Here is a 15,978-nt window from a genome sequence, read left to right on the forward strand (position 1 = left end):
CCTCGGGTGCCGGGCTCTCGCGTGTCTAGAGCGGCAGGTGGACCAGGGTGGCGGGCTGGTCCCGGGCGGTCCCCGCCGTATCGCCGGGGTTGTGCAGGCAGAGCAGGCCGGTGGCGACCCGGGCCACCGGTTCGAACGTCCCCGAGGTGCGGTGCACCTCCCGCGCCCCGGCGGGGGTGACGTGCAGGAGCCTGCTCCGGCCGGCGTCGCGCATCGTCATCCACATGGAGTCGCCGTCGGCGACCATGCGGGGGCGCTCCCAGCGGTACCGGGAGGTGAGGTGGCCCGAGAGGGTCGCCGACTGCTTTCCCATCAGGAAGGCCACCGAGTGGGAGCGCTCGTCGAAGACCCCGACCGACCAGCCCCTGGCCGGGCTCACCTGGTCGGTGCCGACCGCGTAGATCTGGTTGCCGGCCGGGAACCAGCGCAGCGCGCCGGTCCGCGGGCGCGGCAGGACCGGCACGGTCCGGCCGTCCACGGTGTCGGCCTCCAGCCCCGCCGAGCTGGCCGTGAACCACCTGCCCTTGTGCAGGACGACCTGGTGCAGCCAGCTCTGCCCGCCGTCGCGCACCGTCGGGCGGACGACGCCGCCCGGGTCGATCAGGCACAGCACCTGCCACGGCCGGAAGTTCTGGTGCTGGTTGGCGAACACCGGCTTGGTGCTGCTGAACTGGCCGAGCACCACGGTGCAGCCCGGTGCGCCCACCGAGGGCGACGGCTCCGTGCCGCCCGGCCCCTCCTGGTCCAGCAGCCGCCGGGTCCGGTTGTCCTCGTTCACGAACCACTGGGCGTAGGCGCCGAGGTCGCGGGGCTTGGGCTCCTGGAAGAAGAACCCTCCGCCCAGGTCGAGCTCGATCATCGCCAGGTGGCCCGTCTCCCCCCAGGGCAGGCCCACCGCGCCGTCGACCGCCAGCACCTGACCGGGCTGGTAGAAGACCCACGCCGTGGGGCCGTGGGCCAGCACGGTGGGGTTGCCCCACATCTGCAGCGGGTGCGTGGAGCGTACGGCCAGCTCCGGCGTGAGCGTGCGGGCCAGCGTCTGCGCCGGTCCGACCTGCTCCACCGTGACGACGCCCTCGCTGGAGGCGGCCCACTCCACCAGGCGCCCGAAGGCGAACTCGCGGTCGTGGCGGCCGCCGAGCCCGTCGAGCCTGCGCAGGAAGTGGCCGTTCTCGAACGCCTGGTGGACGTAGACCCGGCCGGCCTCGGCGCGCACCTCGAGCACGCCGTCGAGCACCTTCTCGATCCCCTTGGCGGTGGGGCCGTCCGGGGCGGGAGCCGCACCGCCGGGGAGCCGGTGACCGCCGGTCTGGCCGCCGCTGGGGCCGGTGAACGCCGGGTGGCCTCCGGTGGAGCCCGCGAAGGCCTGGTGGCCCCCTGTCTGCCCGTGGCCGGTCCGCCCGGCCACGGACAGGGCGGACCCGTCCGTGGACCGCGGGCCGGTGGTGTCGGGCCGCTCGACCTTGAGCTTCCAGGCGAGCTGGGCGGCGCCGTAGGCGACCACGATCTTCGGGTCGTCGTAGGTGCGGACCAGGTCCCCGTGGCGGTCGCGCACGACCTGCTGGACCAGCGGCATCCGGCTGGCGCCGCCGGTCATGAACACCGCGCCCAGCTCGTCGCCCCGGATGCCGGCGCCGCGGATGGTCTCGTCCAGGATGTCGACCGTCTTGACGATCTCCTCCCCGATGAGCCCCTCCAGGTCGGCCCTGTTGATGTGCACGTCCTCGTTGATGCCGACCACGTAGTGGGAGGAGGTGTCGAACTTCGACAGGGCCTCCTTGGCCTCCCGCGCCATCTTGAACAGGTCGGCGGCGTAGCTGAGGTACCGGCGTTCGGCGCTGGTGGTCACCTGCTGCCACCACTCGGCGTCGTGCCGCTCGATCTGCGTCCCGAGGAAGGCGAAGACCTGCTCGTCGAAGCTCTCGCCGCCGATCTCGTCGTGCCCGCCCGGCTCTCCGACGACCTTGAAGTCGCTGCCGTCCACGGTGAGCACGGCGGCGTCGAACGTGCCGCCGCCGAGGTCGTAGACGGCCAGGTGCGAGCCGGGGGCCACCCGCCCGGAGGAGGCGAAGTAGCGTGCCGAGGCCACCGGCTCGTCGATGAGCACGATCCGCACGCCGCGCACGACCTTCTTGGCGGCCGCCACCAGCACCGCCTTGCGCTCCTCGCTCCAGGCCACCGGGTGGGTCAGCGCGATGCAGTCGGGCGCGGCCCCGTCGAAGCGCCGCCGGCCCTCGCTCACGAACAGCTCCAGCAGCGCCGCCATGGCGTCGGTGACGTCCACCGGGACCCCGCCGAGCAGCATGCGGCCGCGGCCGACGTAGCGTTTGGGGTTGCGCTCGACGCGCTCTGGGCTGATGCCGATCCCCCGCTGGGCCACCCGGCCGGCCACCAGCGTCCCGCGCTCGTCCAGCATGACGGCGGAGGGGATGCGCCGCTCCCCCTCCACCTCAAGGATGTCGAAGCGCCCCTCGGCCGCTATCACCCCGGCCGAGAAACTCGTCCCGAGGTCGACACCGAGGCACCACTGCGCCATTTCTCACTCCTCGTCGACGCGAACCCGATCACTCCGCATCCGCCGGACGCACCCCCGTCGCGGGCGGGCACCCGGGAACGATCCAGGGTATGCGAAAGGACCATCGGCATGGATCCGGAGCAGAAGACCATCTTCCTACGATCTGCGGAGAACTCGCGATTTCTCCTGACTTCGCGGCGCCGTCAGCTCCCCGGCGCCCCGCCACCGGGACGGACGGCCAGGGCGGCGAGCACGCGGGCGAACTCCGGAGGCGGGGCCACGACCAGCCGGGTCTGCCCCTCCTGGCTGACCAGGTCGGCCCTGATCAGGGCGAGGCGGCCCCGGTGCCACCAGTAGACCTGGGGACTGAGCGGGTCGGCTCCGCGCTCGAACTCGCGCTGGGCCAGCAGGCGCATCCGCTCGATCGCCCGCACGACGTCGATGCCCTCGACCGGGTGGACGACCAGGGTCGCCGGATCGGGCAGCACGACCAGCACGCCGTCGGCGGGAACGGGCAGGTAGTCGCCAAGACGGCGCAGGTGGGCGGCGGCGCACGAGGTGGGACCGGTCAGCCTCAGGACCGCCACGCCGTCGAGGTCGCCGGCGGTCACCGAGAGCAGTTCGTCCTGCCAGGCGTTGTCCAGTGCCAGGTCCAGCGCCTGGGCCGCGGTGACCGGCCAGCAGCCGGCCTCCTCGGGGCGGACCGGGCGTCCGGCGGGGCCGTACCCGACCGTGAGCACCTCGACCAGGTCGGCGGTGAGGTGGCGGCCGACCACCCGGCCGGGGGCTCCGCCCGAGACCAGGTCGTCGTCGCGCTGGATGCGGGTGCGCAGCAGCGGGCGGACCTGCGCCAGGTCGCAGGCGTCCAGCGGCTCGTCCACGGTGGCCAGGGTGTGCGACAGGTGCTCGGAGACGAGCATCGGCCAGTCCTCGCGGGAGCGGCGGGCGGCCTCGGCGCGCAGCCCGGCCAGCCGTACGGTCACCTCGCGCGGGCCCGACAGCACGAGCGTGCCGCCGTCGGAGGCGAAGGAGCAGGTGTAGCCGAGGGAGTCGGCGACCAGGCCGAGCAGCGAGTCGAGGTCGACGTCTTCGATCGGGCGCGACGGTGTTCTGGCCGGCGTCCCAGACGATGTCTCGGCCCGCCGGTCGCGATGCCGCCGGAACAGCCTCACGCGCACATCCCCTCTGCCGGTTTTCTCCCTTTTCTAGACTGCCCCCTCGGAAGTACGGATTGACCAGGTCAGAGAGCACGATTCCGCATCAATAGCACCAAGTGCCCCTAACGGCAGGCTGAACTGGGGCATCCCATGCCCGACCGGCAGACCGGCGATCACCGGCACGCCGAGCGGCGCGAGCCGCTCCTCCAGCACCGGGTAGGGGTCTCCGCACTCCACCCACGAACCGAGCGCGAACCCCGCCGCCCCGTCCAGCGAACCCGCGTGGAGCAGCTGGGTGAGCATGCGGTCGATCCGGTAGGGCGCCTCGCAGACGTCCTCCAGCAGCACGATCCGCCCCCGGGCGTCCATCTGGTACGGCGTGCCGCACAGCGCCGCCAGCAGCGACAGGTTGCCCCCCGTGATGGGGGCCGCGACCGGGTCGCCGCCGCCCCGGGCGATGACCCGGTCACCGGCGACGGGCGGGGCCTCGGCGAACAGGGCCGCGGTGAGGTGCTCGAAGGTGCGGGGCTCGGGCCCGCCGGGGTCGCTGATCGTGGCGCAGGCCGGCATGGGGCCGAACCACGTCACGACGCCGAGCTCGACGGCGAACGCCCGGTGCAGGGCGGTGACGTCGCTGGATCCGGCCAGGGTCTTCGGCCCGGCCGCCCGCATGGCGTCCCAGTCGACCAGGTCCAGGATCCGGGTCGCGCCGTAGCCGCCCCGCGCGCACAGCACGGCCGCCACCGCCGGGTCGCACCAGGCGTCCTGCAGGTCGGCCGCGCGGGCGGCGTCGGACCCGGCCAGATAGCGGTCGCGGTCCAGCACGTGGGCGCCGGTGACGACCTTCAGCCCGAGCCCTCGCAGCACCTGGACGCCGCGCGCCAGCCGTACGGGGTCGGGCGGCCCGCAGGGGGCCACCACCGCGACCGTGTCGCCGGGGCGCAGCGCGGGCGGGACGGCCGCTCCGCCGGAGCCCTGGGCGGGTGCGGCGCCGGAGCCCCGCAGGGGCGCTCCGCCCGGGGCGAGCGCGGTGGCCGCGGTGCCGGGACCCCGCGCGAGTCCGGCGCCCGCCGCCGCCGTCCTGGCCTGGATGGGCGCGGCCGGTTCGTTCACCCGGGAAACGGTGCCACACTGGGGTCAGATATGCGACCTCCGACCCACATCCTCGTGGTCAACGGCATCAAGGTCCGCCGGCCGGTCTTCGTGCTCGCCGCCCCGCACTCCGGCGCGGACCTGCTTGCCCGCGCCCTCAAACGCTCTCCCGGCTTCCACGTCACCATGGGCCGTGCGGCCGTGGCCCATGTCGTGCACGCCTTCGCCCGCCGCCCCTCCATCACCCGGCGCGGCCTGGGGGCCACCCGCGTGCTCCGCGACGCCATGGCCGAGTCCTGGCAGATCCTGCCGGGCGCCTGCCGCGAGTGCCCGGAGCCGTGCCGGGAGGCGGGCGGCGTGACGGGCACGGGCCCGTGCGCCGCCCCCGACACCGTCGCCCGCTTCGGCGACGCCAGCCCCGACCTGCTCTACAGCGCCCCGGTGCTGCTCCAGGCCTTCCCGGACGCCCGGTTCGTCCAGCTCATCCGGGACGGCCGCGACGTGGCCGCCGACATGCTGACCGATCCGGCGGCCCTGTCGTGGTTCAGGCCGGCCATGCTGAGCGACGAGGCCGAGTTCCCCAACGCCTTCCTCGGCGTCAACTCCGCCGAGAACGTCGACCGGTGGAAGGCGATGTCCACGGCCGGCAAGTGCGCGCTGCGCTGGCGCGGCGCCGTGCGGCTCTCGGCCGAGCTCCGCCGGGAACTGCCCGCCGAGCAGTTGCTGACCCTGCGCTACGAGGACGTGGCGGCCTCCCCGGGCGAGACGGCGGACGCCCTGTCCCGCTTCCTCGAGACCCGCGTGTCCAGGATCGGCCTGTACGGCAGGAGCGCCCCGAAGGTCGGCGCCTGGCGCACCCGGCTGCGCTCCGAGGACGCCGCGCTGGTGGAGAAGGTGGCCCGGCAGGAGCTCGCCCGCCTGGGCTACCGGTGACCGGCGGTCAGTTCCCGCGGCTGAACTGGGTGCGGTAGAGCTCGGCGTAGACGGCGCCCTTGGCCAGCAGTTCCTCGTGGCGGCCGCGCTCGACGATCCGGCCGCCCGAGACCACCAGGATCTGGTCGGCCTCGCGGATGGTGGACAGCCGGTGCGCGATGACCAGTGAGGTCCGCCCGGCCAGCGCAGTCTTCAGCGCCCGCTGCACCGCGGCCTCCGCCTCCGAGTCCAGATGCGCGGTGGCCTCGTCGAGCACCACCACCCGGGGCGCCTTGAGCAGCAGCCTGGCCAGGGCCAGGCGCTGCTTCTCACCGCCGGACAGCCGGTAGCCCCGGTCGCCCACCACGGTCTCCAGGCCCTCCGGCAGGGACTCGACCAGCTCGGCGATCTGCGCGGCGCGCAGCGCCTCCCAGATCTCCTCCTCGCTCGCGCCCGGCCGGGCGTAGCGCAGGTTGGCCCCGATGGTGTCGTGGAACAGGTGCGCGTCCTGCATGACGACGCCCACGGTCTCGCGCAGCGAGCCGAGGGTGGCCTCACGCACGTCCAGGCCGTTGATCCGGACCGCGCCGTCGTTGACGTCGTACAGCCGCGAGACCAGCGAGGTGATGGTCGTCTTGCCCGCGCCCGAGGGGCCGACCAGCGCGACGAGCTCGCCGGGGCGGGCGGTGAAGCCGATCCCGCGCAGCACCTCGTGGCTCTGGCCCGTGTCGGGCCTGGCCACCGCCTCCAGCGAGGCCAGCGAGACCTCGGAGGCGGCCGGGTAGCGGAAGGACACATCGTCGAACTCGACCGTCGCGGGCCCCGCCGGGACGGGCCGCGCACCGGCCTTCTCGGCGACCATCGGCTTCAGGTCGAGCACCTCGAAGACCCGGTCGAAGCTGACCAGCGCGGTCATCACGTCCACGTGCACGTTGGACAGGCTCGTCAGCGGGCCGTACAGGCGCATCAGGAGTGCGGCGAGCGCGACCAGGGTGCCGACCTCGAAGGCGCCGTTCACGGCCAGCACGCCGCCGGCGCCGTACACCAGGGCGGTGGCGAGTGAGGCGACCAGGCCGAGGGCGACCCGGAACACCGTTCCGTACATGCCGACGGTGACGCCGACGTCCCTGACCCGCCCGGCCCGGCCCCCGAAGACGGCCGCCTCCTCGTCGGGCCGGCCGTACAGCTTGGCGACCATGGCGCCGGCGACGTTGAACCGCTCGGTCATCATGGAGCTCATCTCGGCGTCGAGCTCCATCTGCTCGCGGGTGAGCCCGGACATCTTCCGCCCGACCCACTTGGCGGGGAAGATGAAGATCGGCAGCAGCACGAGGGCGACGGCGGTGATCTGCCAGGAGAGCGCGATCATCGCGCCGAGCACCAGCACCAGCATGACCACGTTGGACACGACCGACGAGAGCGTGCTGGTCAGCGCCCGCTGCGCGCCGATCACATCGGTGTTCAGCCGGGAGACCAGGGCGCCGGTCTGGGTCCGCATGAAGAACGCGACGGGCATGCGCTGCACGTGGTCGAAGACCTCGGTGCGCAGGTTGTAGATCAGGCCCTCGCCGACGCGGGCGGAGAACCAGCGCTGGGCCAGCCCGAGCCCGGCGTCCACGACCGCGAGCGCGGCGATGGCCAGGGCGAGCCGGACGACGAGGCCGGCGTCCTTCCCGATGATGCCGTCGTCGATGATCGCCTTCATCAGCAGGGGGTTGGCGATCACGATGACCGAGCCCAGCACGACGAGCGCGAGGAAGGCGGCGATCTGCCGGGAGAAGGGACGCGCGTACCGGGCGATGCGCCGGACCGTGCCCGGCGCGAGGCGCTCCTTGGTAACGGAACTGTCACGCCGCAGCGAGCGCATCGCCTGGGGGCCGAAGCCCCCTCCCATCATCGCCATCAGGCCTCCTCTCCCGGTGCGAGCACCGCAAGAGGCTACGGGATTCCCCCGTCAGCTCCGGGCGAACAGGACCGTGCGGCGTCCTGCGCGGGCACGGCCCGTGCCCGCGCAGCGCGGATCAGCCGAAGAGCGACCTGATCCGCGCCATCTGCTCCTGGCGCTCGGCCGCGCACTGCTCCTCCAGCGTCCGCCCCTGGGCGCCCTGGAGCAGCCGCTTGGTCGCCGTCGCGGCGTCCCTGTTGGTCGCCAGCAGGGCGTCCGCCAGGTCGCGTACGGCCTGCATCAGCTCTCCGGGGGCGACCACCAGCTCGGCGAGGCCGATCCTGGCCGCCTCCTGCGCCCCCACGACCCGCGCCGTGAGGCAGATCTCCACGGCACGGGACAGGCCGACCAGGTCGACCAGCGGCTTGGTCCCCGTCAGGTCGGGGACCAGGCCGAGCGCGGGCTCCTTCATGCACAGCTTGGCGTCGTCCGCCAGGACCCTCAGGTCGCAGGCGAGCGCCAGCTGGAAGCCCGCGCCGACGGCGTGCCCCTGAACGGCCGCGACCGAGACGATGTCCGGGCGCCGCAGCCACAGGAACCCCTTCTGGGCCTGCGCGATCCGCTCGTCGAACGCCGCGCCGCCGAGCGTGGCGGTGCTCGAGAACGAACCCTGACCGGGGACCCCTTCGGGGGTGAACATGCGCAGGTCGATGCCCGCCGAGAAGGACGGCCCCTCACCTCGGACCACGACGACTCTCACCTGCTGCGGCAGGTTCTCACCGATCTGGGCCAGTGCCGACCAGGTGGCGAACGTCTGCGCGTTCCGCTTGTCCGGCCGGTCCAGCGTGATCGTCGCGATCTCGCCGTCCACCTCGTAGCGCAGGCCGATCTCCGCGAGGGAGACCTCCTCCGCACTCCCCCCAGGGGCCACGTCCACCATCGCTCGTTCTCCCATACAGGTCGCCGTCCGTTCCGCCCGAGCCTACCGAACTCTCCAGAATGAGGTTCTACAGACCCGGGCGGACGGCCGGCTGTGGACGAGCGGCTGCGGTCGCGCGTTCCGAGGCGGGTCAGCGCTTGGACTTGCCCCGGGTGGCGCCGCCGCGCCCGCGCAGAGTCACGCCGGACTCGCTCAGGATGCGGTGGATGAACCCGTACGACCGGCCGGTCGAAGCGGCGAGCGCCCGGATGCTCTCACCCGAGCTGTAGCGCTTCTTGAGATCGGCGGCCAGTTTTTCACGGTCGGCCCCGGTCACCCGGGTGCCCTTCTTAAGAGTCTCGGCCACGAGTACCTCCTGTAGTGCCAGACTTCCGCAGCGTTACTCCGCCATGATCAGTCATTTCTGCGGGATCGGCTACCTACTCCCAGGGAAAAGATCCGTACCCGCTCAAAATAAGATCAGGCAAGTGCCACAAGATCGGAAAATTCGTCGCTCCACGCGTCTTCAACTCCGTCAGGCAGCAAGATCACCCTATCGGGCTGCAGGGCGTCCACAGCACCCTCATCGTGCGTAACGAGAACAATCGCCCCAGAATAGGACCTTAGGGCCGAAAGCACCTGCTCCCGGCTCGCCGGATCGAGGTTGTTCGTGGGCTCGTCGAGCAGCAGGACGTTGGCCGCCGAGAGCACGAGCGTGGCCAGGGCCAGCCGCGTCTTCTCCCCGCCGGAGAGCACGCCCGCGGGCTTGTCCACGTCGTCGCCGGTGAACAGGAACGAGCCCAGCACCTTGCGCAGCTCGACGTCGGCCAGCTCGCCCCCGGCCGAGCGCATGTTCTCCAGCACGGTGCGCTCCGGGTCGATCGTCTCGTGCTCCTGGGCGTAGTAGCCCAGCTTGAGGCCGTGCCCGGGCCTGACCTCGCCGGTGTCGGGCTTCTCGATGCCTCCGAGGATGCGCAGCAGCGTGGTCTTGCCGGCGCCGTTCAGGCCCAGGATGACGACCCTGGAGCCCTTGTCCACGGCCGCGTTGACGTCGGTGAAGACCTCCAGCGAGCCGTACGACTTCGACAGGTCCGTCGCCGAGATCGGGGTGCGCCCGCAGGGCGCGGGCTCGGGGAAGCGCAGCTTGGCGACCCTGTCGCTGCGCCGCTCCACCTCGAGCCCGGACAGCAGCCGCTCGGCGCGGCGCTGCATGTCCTGCGCGGCCTTGGCCTTGGTGGCCTTGGCCCGCATCTTGTCGGCCTGCGCCATCAGCGCCGAGGCCTGCTTCTCGGCGTTGGCGCGCTCGCGCTTGCGGCGCTTCTCGTCGGTCTCCCGCTGCGCCAGGTAGGCCTTCCAGCCGACGTTGTAGGTGTCGATCACCGCGCGGTTGGCGTCCAGGTGCAGGACCCTGTTTACCGTCGCTTCAAGGAGGCCCACGTCGTGGCTGATAATGATCAAGCCACCTTGATGTGATCGCAAAAAGTCGCGGAGCCAGCCGATCGAGTCCGCATCCAGGTGGTTTGTGGGCTCGTCGAGCAGGAGAGTCTCGGCCCCGCTGAACAGGATCCGGGCCAGCTCCACCCGCCTGCGCTGGCCTCCCGAGAGGGTCTCCAGCGGCTGGACCAGCACCCGGTCGGGCAGGCCGAGGCTGGAGGCGATCGAGGCCGCCTCCGACTCCGCCGCGTACCCGCCCAGCACGTGCAGCCGGTCCTCCAGCCGCCCGTAGGCGCGCACCGCGCGGTCCCGGGTGCGCTCGTCCGCCGAGGACATGCCGAGCTCGGCCTCGCGCAGCTCGCGCAGCACCTCGTCCAGCCCGCGCGCGGACAGGATACGGTCGCGGGCGATCACCTGCAGGTCGCCGGTGCGCGGGTCCTGCGGCAGGTAGCCCACCGAGCCGGTGATGGCGACCGTGCCGGCGGCGGGGATGCCCTCGCCCGCCAGCACCCGGGTCAGCGTGGTCTTGCCCGCGCCGTTGCGCCCGACGAGCCCGATCTTGTCACCGGGGTTCACCCGGAACGACGCGCCCTCGATGAGCAGGCGCGCCCCGGCGCGCAGTTCGATGCCAGAAGCCACGATCATGGTTGGAGAACACTCCCAGACTGGAGATACACCGGCGTACGTCACTGCGACCGGACCCGCCGCGCCCGGTGTCCCCCGGCTCTCGGCCCGGCCGTCCCGCATCAAGCGCGGGCGGCGTCAATCGGGAGCGTGCATACCGATCAGTGTACGGCGCGCCGGCACCCCTCTTCCCCTCGTTTTCAGCCGGGGTCGACGACCCTGATCCTGACCGCGCGGAACTGGGCGGGGGTCCCGGCGAGCACCGCGTGCCTGGGGTCGGGGACCGCCAGGAAGGGCCCGGCCTCCAGCGCGAAGACCGGAGCGAGCCTGCGGTCGGCCCGCAGCGCGTCCACCGCGCGCCGGTCGCCGCCGAGGACCACCGCCTCCAGCCCGGCCACGTGCGGGCCGAGGATCCGCAGCGCCACCTCGGCGGCCGCGTCGTGCGCCTGGTCCACCTGCTTCTCCCTGCGCCGGGCGAAGCGCCGCTGCGACCAGCCTCCCGCGGCGCTGCGGCCGTGCACCTGCCGCGAGCCGACCTTGGAGGAGACCAGCTCGTCACCCTGGAAGATCCCGGCCGCGTGGCCGCCGAGCCGTACCAGCAGCACGCCGATCCGGCGCTCTCTGCGCGCGTGGGTGGTCAGCCTGGCCAGCGGCCCGCCCCCCTCGGCGGTCAGCGGCGGGAAGGGCACCAGGCACTCGGCCACCGCCCCGTCGGCGCCCTCGATCCGCACGGCCTCCTCCGAGGCGGTCACGGCGATCGGGCCGTGCCGTTCGGCGAAGCCGTCGATCCAGCGGCCGAGCCGCTCCGGCCCCACCGAGACCCAGCGTCCTCCCCCGGCGGCCGGTCGTGACGTCATGTCCCGGACCCTACCGGCCCGGCGCTCCCCCGCCTCCCGCGGGCTCCGTGACCGCTTCCGCATTCCCCATCCAACAGATGGAGAATTGTCGGTGAACAACGATGAACGGTACTTATGCGGCGGAAGAGGAATGTTCCATCCTCTGAGCGTGTCGACCAATACACAGCTCCTCCCGCCGGCCACCTCGGCGGCGGCCACGGCGACGACCGCCGCGACCCCCGGGGCCACCGCAGCGGCCCCTCCGGTCGGGATCACGGGCGTCACGCCGATCGTCGACCTCGACACGGGCGGCGTCATCGCGCTGCAGGCGGTCGGCGGCGACCTGGGGGACGGCGGCTCAGGCCACGGAGACGTCGTCGCCCTCGCCAGGACGGTCCTCGACGTCTCCAGGAGCGAGGCCCGGCTCCCCCTCGTGCTCGCCCTGCCCACGGCGGCGGTGATCAGCGGCTCGGCCGCGCTGGCCCCGCTCCACGAAGCCCTGCGCCTGTCCGGGCGGCGGCCCCGCGAGATCATCCTCACGCTCCGGGGCGGGTTCTCCGAGGCCGACCGGCGGGCCCTGGTCGTCGGGCTCGACGGCCTGCGCGCCATCGGATACCTGATCGCCGTGGGCGACCTGGGCACCGCGCACGTCCCGCCGGACCTGCTCACCGACGCCGCGCCGTACCTGGCGGTGCTCTCCCCCCGGCTCATGGCGCGGGTCGCGCGCGACCCGCGGCGCGCGGCGCTGGCCGAGTCCCTGGCCGCCCTCGCCAGGAACGTCGGCGCCCACGTGCTCGCCCCCGGCCTGACCGATGAGGCGCAGCTCGCGGCGGTCCGCTCCTGGGGGGTACGGCTGGCGCAGGGCCCGCTGCTGGCCCCCGGCCCGTCCGGGCGCATCCACGTGCCGCTGCCGGCCGTCAAGCCCGAGCCGGTGCAGCTCCTGCTCGGCCCGCGCGTCCAGGAGTTCCTGCTGCCCGCGGTGACCCTCCCGGAGGAGGCCACCTCCGAGGACGCCGTGGAGATCTTCAGCAGCGAGCCCTCCATCACCAGCGTGATCCTGGTGGACGAGTACCAGCGGCCCAAGGGCAGCCTGGACCGCAGCCGCTTCCTGCTCTCCATCGCCAGCCGCTTCGGCCACGCCCTGCACGGCAAGAAGCCCGCCGTCCGGCTGGCCGACACCGTGCGCGCGGTCCCCAAGACCACGCCCGCCATCGCCGCCATGCAGGTCGCCGGCCGCGACGCCGAGCGCGTCTACGACGACCTGGTGGTCACCGACGAGGTCGGGCGCTGCATGGGCATCGTCCGCGTCTCCGACCTGATCCGCCAGGTGGCGGGCATGCAGCGCTGAGCGGGGCGCCCACCCCTCGCCTTTACATTGTAGATTCATTCCGTGGCGGCCGGTCGGCCGCCGCCCTTGGCAGTCCCCCCGCGATCACGGTAGGAAAGGGCCAGGACACGGCGCGAGGCGCCGGCGAGCGGCAGGGGGTTGCCACGATGCGGGAGCACGACCCCTCGATGGGGCGCAGGGCCCTGCTCGGCGCGGGCCTGGCCGCCGGGGCCGGGGCTGCGCTGGCCGGATGCACCTCCGGCGGGACGCCGCCCGCCGGCTCCGCACCGCCGTTCGACCCGGCGAGCTGGGAGTCGGTGCGCGCCCAGTTCGCCCTCGACCCGGCGCACGCGCAGTTCGCCGCCTACGTGCTCGCCTCCCATCCCGCCCCGGTGCGGCGGGCCGTCGAGGAGCACCGGCGCCGCCTGGACACCGACACCGCCGCCTACCTGGACGGACCGGACCGCGAGCAGGCGGTGCGCGAGGCCGCCGCGGCCTACCTCGGGGGCCGGGCGGACGACGTGGCGCTCACCGACAGCACCACCATGGGCCTGGGCCTGCTCTACGGCGGCCTGCGCCTGCTTGCCGGCCAGGACGTGCTCACCACCGAGCACGACTTCTACGCCACCCACGAGAGCCTGCGGCTGCTCGCCGGGCGCACCGGGGCGGAGGTCCGCCGGGCCCGCCTGTACGACGACCCCGCCGCCGCCTCGGCCGACGGGATCGTCTCCCGGCTCAAGGACGCCCTGCGCCCCAGGACCCGGGTGGTCGCCGTCACCTGGGTGCACTCCGGCACCGGGGTGCGCCTGCCGGTCCGGGAGATCGCCCGCATGATCGCGGAGGCCAACGCCGGCAGGGACGAGGAGGACCGCGCGCTGCTCTGCGTGGACGGCGTGCACGGGTTCGGGGCGCTGGCCGACGGGGTGGCCGACCTGGACTGCGACTTCCTGGCCAGCGGCACCCACAAGTGGCTGTACGGCCCGCGCGGCACCGGCGTCCTGTGGGGCCGCGCCTGGGACGCCCTGCGGCCCGTCGTCCCCAGCTTCTCCCTGCCCGCCTTCGCCGGGTGGATCGGCGGGCACGAACCGTCCGGCCCCGGCGGCGTCCTCGGCACGCCGGGCGGCTACCACAGCTTCGAGCACCGCTGGGCGCTCGGCGAGGCCTTCGCCTTCCACCGGGCGATCGGCAAGGACCGGGTCGCCGCGCGGATCGCCGAGCAGGCCGCCCGGCTCAAGGAAGGGCTCGCCGGGCTCCGGAACGTCCGCCTGATCACACCCCGGGACCCCGGCCTCTCGGCCGGGCTGGTCTGCTGCGCGGTCGTCGGCGTCGAGGCGGACCTGGCCGTGCTCCGCCTGCGGGAGAGGCACCGGATCATCGCCGGCGTCACGCCGTACCGGGAGGCCTACCTGCGCTTCGGCCCCGGCATCGTCACCACGCCCGAGGAGGTCGACCGCGCGGTGAAGGCGGTCGCAACGCTCGAATGACCGTATGCTACAACTTAGGCATACCTAAGTTGATACCTCGGGGAGTGGCATATGGCAGAGGGCAGGCCGGCCCGGAAGGCGACCCGCGGCGAGGTGCTCCGCACCGAGCGGCTCACCCCGCACATGATCCGGGTGGTGCTCGGCGGCGAGGGGCTCCGCGGCTTCGGCGCGGGCGAGTTCACCGACCACTACGTGAAGCTCCTGTTCGCCCCCGAGGGGGTGACCTACCCCTCCCCTTTCGACATGGAGGCGATCCAGCGCGACCTGCCCCGCGAGCAGTGGCCCACCACCCGGACCTACACGGTCCGCGCCTGGGACCCCGAGGCGGTCGAGCTGACACTCGACTTCGTCCACCACGGCGAGAGCGGCCTGGCCGGGCCGTGGGCCGCCCGGGTCCGGCCGGGTGACGAGATCTGGTTCTTCGGCCCCGGCGGCGCCTACGCACCCTCCGCGGACGCCGGCTGGCACCTGCTCGTGGGCGACGAGAGCGCGCTGCCCGCCATCGCCGCGTCCCTGGAGCGCCTGCCCTCCGGCGCCCCCGCCCACGTCTTCGTCGAGGTCGCCGGTCCCGAGGAGGAGCAGCGGCTGGACTCCCCCGGCGACGTGAAGCTCGTCTGGCTGCACCGCGGCGACGCCCCGGTCGGCGAGGCGCTGGTCTCCGCGGTGCGCGAGCTCGAGTTCCCCGAAGGCACGCTGCACGCCTTCGTCCACGGCGAGGCGAACTTCGTCAGGGAGCTCCGCCGCCACCTGCGCACCGAGCGCGGCGTCCCGCTCTCCCAGCTGTCCATCTCCGGCTACTGGCGGCTCGGCCGCGACGAGGACGGCTGGCAGTCCTCCAAGCGCGAGTGGAACAAGCAGATCGAGGAGGAGGAGGCCGCCGCCCTTCCCTCCTGACCCCGGCGTGCGGGCCGCGCCGCCCGGGACGGCGTCACAGCCGGGCGGCGTAGATGGCGGTGACGAGGATCGCCTTGGCGCCGATCTCCCAGAGCTGGTCCATGACCTGCTGGTGGCCCTTGCGCGGCACCATGGCCCGCACGGCGACCCAGCCCTCCCGGTGCAGCGGGGAGACCGTGGGTCCCTCCATGCCCGGCGTGAGCGCGATGGCCTCCTCGATCCGCTCGGCCCGGATGTCGTAGTCGATCATCACGTAGTCGCGGGCCACCAGCACGCCCTGCAGGCGGCGGACGAGCTGCCCGACCCCCTGGTCCTCCGCGGCGCCCACCGGCCTGATCAGCACCGCCTCGGAACGGGCGATCGGCTCGCCGAACACCTGCAGGCCCATGTTGCGCAGGGTGGTCCCGGTCTCCACGACGTCGGCGACCGCGTCGGCCACGCCCAGCCGGATGGCGGTCTCGACCGCGCCGTCCAGCTTGATCACCCGGGCGTCGACGCCCTGCTCGGCGAGGTAGCCCTCCAGCAGCCCGGCGTAGGCGGTGGCGATCCGCCTGCCCTTCAGGTCGGCGACGGAGGCGAAGCCGTCCGGCGGGGCGGCGAAGCGGAAGGTGGAGCGGCCGAAGCCGAGCGGCAGGACCTCCTCGACCCGGGCGCCCGAGTCGTGGAGCATGTCGCGGCCGGTGATCCCGGCGTCCAGGGTGCCCTCGCCGACGTAGACGGCGATGTCCTTGGGCCGCAGGAAGAACAGCTCGCAGGAGTTGTCGGGGTCGACGACCACGAGCTCCTTGCTGTCCCTGCGCGGGCGGTACCCGGCTTCCTTGAGGATCGTCTGGGCGCCCTCGGCGAGGGCCCCCTTGTTGGGGACGGCGAGACGCAGCATGGCGGGGGTTCCTTGTCGG

Annotated in this window: 13 protein-coding genes; 4 read left to right on the forward strand and 9 right to left on the reverse strand. The window is 73.3% G+C overall.

The window, feature by feature from the left end; genetic code table 11:
- Positions 1 to 25 precede the first annotated feature (25 nt).
- The 3 genes from FHS22_RS13165 to FHS22_RS13175 all read right to left on the reverse strand — a co-directional run bounded on the left by FHS22_RS13165 (position 26) and on the right by FHS22_RS13175 (position 4,785).
- Positions 26 to 2,536, reverse strand: coding sequence for an Hsp70 family protein (locus FHS22_RS13165; RefSeq protein ID WP_184941486.1), 2,511 nt, complete (start codon positions 2,534 to 2,536; stop codon positions 26 to 28).
- Between the two features lie 182 nt (positions 2,537 to 2,718).
- Entirely contained in the window at positions 2,719 to 3,687 is a 969-nt protein-coding gene (locus FHS22_RS13170) for a hypothetical protein (protein ID WP_184941488.1), read from the reverse strand.
- 33 nt (positions 3,688 to 3,720) lie between these two features.
- Complete coding sequence (locus tag FHS22_RS13175) at positions 3,721 to 4,785, reverse strand: S66 peptidase family protein (protein WP_338047734.1); 1,065 nt, start codon at positions 4,783 to 4,785, stop codon at positions 3,721 to 3,723.
- Positions 4,786 to 4,815: 30 nt separating this feature from the next.
- Here FHS22_RS13175 and FHS22_RS13180 point away from each other — a divergent pair, with 30 nt between their 5' ends.
- The gene (locus FHS22_RS13180; RefSeq protein ID WP_184941490.1) at positions 4,816 to 5,697 is read left to right on the forward strand and encodes a sulfotransferase family protein; all 882 of its coding nucleotides are present in this window, start codon (positions 4,816 to 4,818) and stop codon (positions 5,695 to 5,697) included.
- A gap of 7 nt (positions 5,698 to 5,704) precedes the next feature.
- On the opposite strand, the gene FHS22_RS13185 is transcribed toward FHS22_RS13180, so the two are convergent.
- The 5 genes from FHS22_RS13185 to FHS22_RS13205 form a co-directional block, all read right to left on the reverse strand.
- A complete protein-coding gene (locus tag FHS22_RS13185) occupies positions 5,705 to 7,579 on the reverse strand; it encodes an ABC transporter ATP-binding protein (RefSeq protein ID WP_184941492.1) in 1,875 nt (624 codons plus the stop codon).
- Positions 7,580 to 7,697: 118 nt separating this feature from the next.
- The gene (locus FHS22_RS13190; RefSeq protein ID WP_377296216.1) at positions 7,698 to 8,516 is read right to left on the reverse strand and encodes an enoyl-CoA hydratase/isomerase family protein; all 819 of its coding nucleotides are present in this window, start codon (positions 8,514 to 8,516) and stop codon (positions 7,698 to 7,700) included.
- A gap of 115 nt (positions 8,517 to 8,631) precedes the next feature.
- Positions 8,632 to 8,847 carry a helix-turn-helix domain-containing protein gene (locus tag FHS22_RS13195; protein ID WP_068924102.1) on the reverse strand — a complete coding sequence of 72 codons (216 nt, stop codon included), beginning with the start codon at positions 8,845 to 8,847 and terminating at the stop codon, positions 8,632 to 8,634.
- A 113-nt stretch (positions 8,848 to 8,960) separates the two neighbouring features.
- Positions 8,961 to 10,559 (reverse strand): ABC-F family ATP-binding cassette domain-containing protein, encoded by a 1,599-nt coding sequence (locus FHS22_RS13200; RefSeq protein ID WP_184941494.1) that lies wholly within the window; start codon positions 10,557 to 10,559, stop codon positions 8,961 to 8,963.
- 179 nt (positions 10,560 to 10,738) lie between these two features.
- Entirely contained in the window at positions 10,739 to 11,395 is a 657-nt protein-coding gene (locus FHS22_RS13205) for an acVLRF1 family peptidyl-tRNA hydrolase (RefSeq protein ID WP_184941496.1), read from the reverse strand.
- Between the two features lie 148 nt (positions 11,396 to 11,543).
- On the opposite strand from FHS22_RS13205, the gene FHS22_RS13210 reads away from it, so the two are divergent.
- From FHS22_RS13210 to FHS22_RS13220, 3 genes are all read left to right on the forward strand, one after another.
- The gene (locus FHS22_RS13210) at positions 11,544 to 12,722 is read left to right on the forward strand and encodes an EAL domain-containing protein (protein WP_338047735.1); all 1,179 of its coding nucleotides are present in this window, start codon (positions 11,544 to 11,546) and stop codon (positions 12,720 to 12,722) included.
- Between the two features lie 146 nt (positions 12,723 to 12,868).
- Positions 12,869 to 14,185, forward strand: coding sequence for an aminotransferase class V-fold PLP-dependent enzyme (locus FHS22_RS13215; protein WP_184941499.1), 1,317 nt, complete (start codon positions 12,869 to 12,871; stop codon positions 14,183 to 14,185).
- Between the two features lie 51 nt (positions 14,186 to 14,236).
- The gene (locus tag FHS22_RS13220) at positions 14,237 to 15,079 is read left to right on the forward strand and encodes a siderophore-interacting protein (protein WP_184941501.1); all 843 of its coding nucleotides are present in this window, start codon (positions 14,237 to 14,239) and stop codon (positions 15,077 to 15,079) included.
- 34 nt (positions 15,080 to 15,113) lie between these two features.
- On the opposite strand, the gene hisG is transcribed toward FHS22_RS13220, so the two are convergent.
- A complete protein-coding gene (gene hisG, locus FHS22_RS13225; RefSeq protein WP_184941502.1) occupies positions 15,114 to 15,959 on the reverse strand; it encodes an ATP phosphoribosyltransferase in 846 nt (281 codons plus the stop codon).
- Between the last annotated feature and the right edge of the window lie 19 nt (positions 15,960 to 15,978).

This window comes from Thiemannella venezuelensis (genome assembly GCF_014203605.1).
Classification (GTDB): domain Bacteria; phylum Actinomycetota; class Actinomycetes; order Streptosporangiales; family Streptosporangiaceae; genus Planomonospora_A; species Planomonospora_A venezuelensis.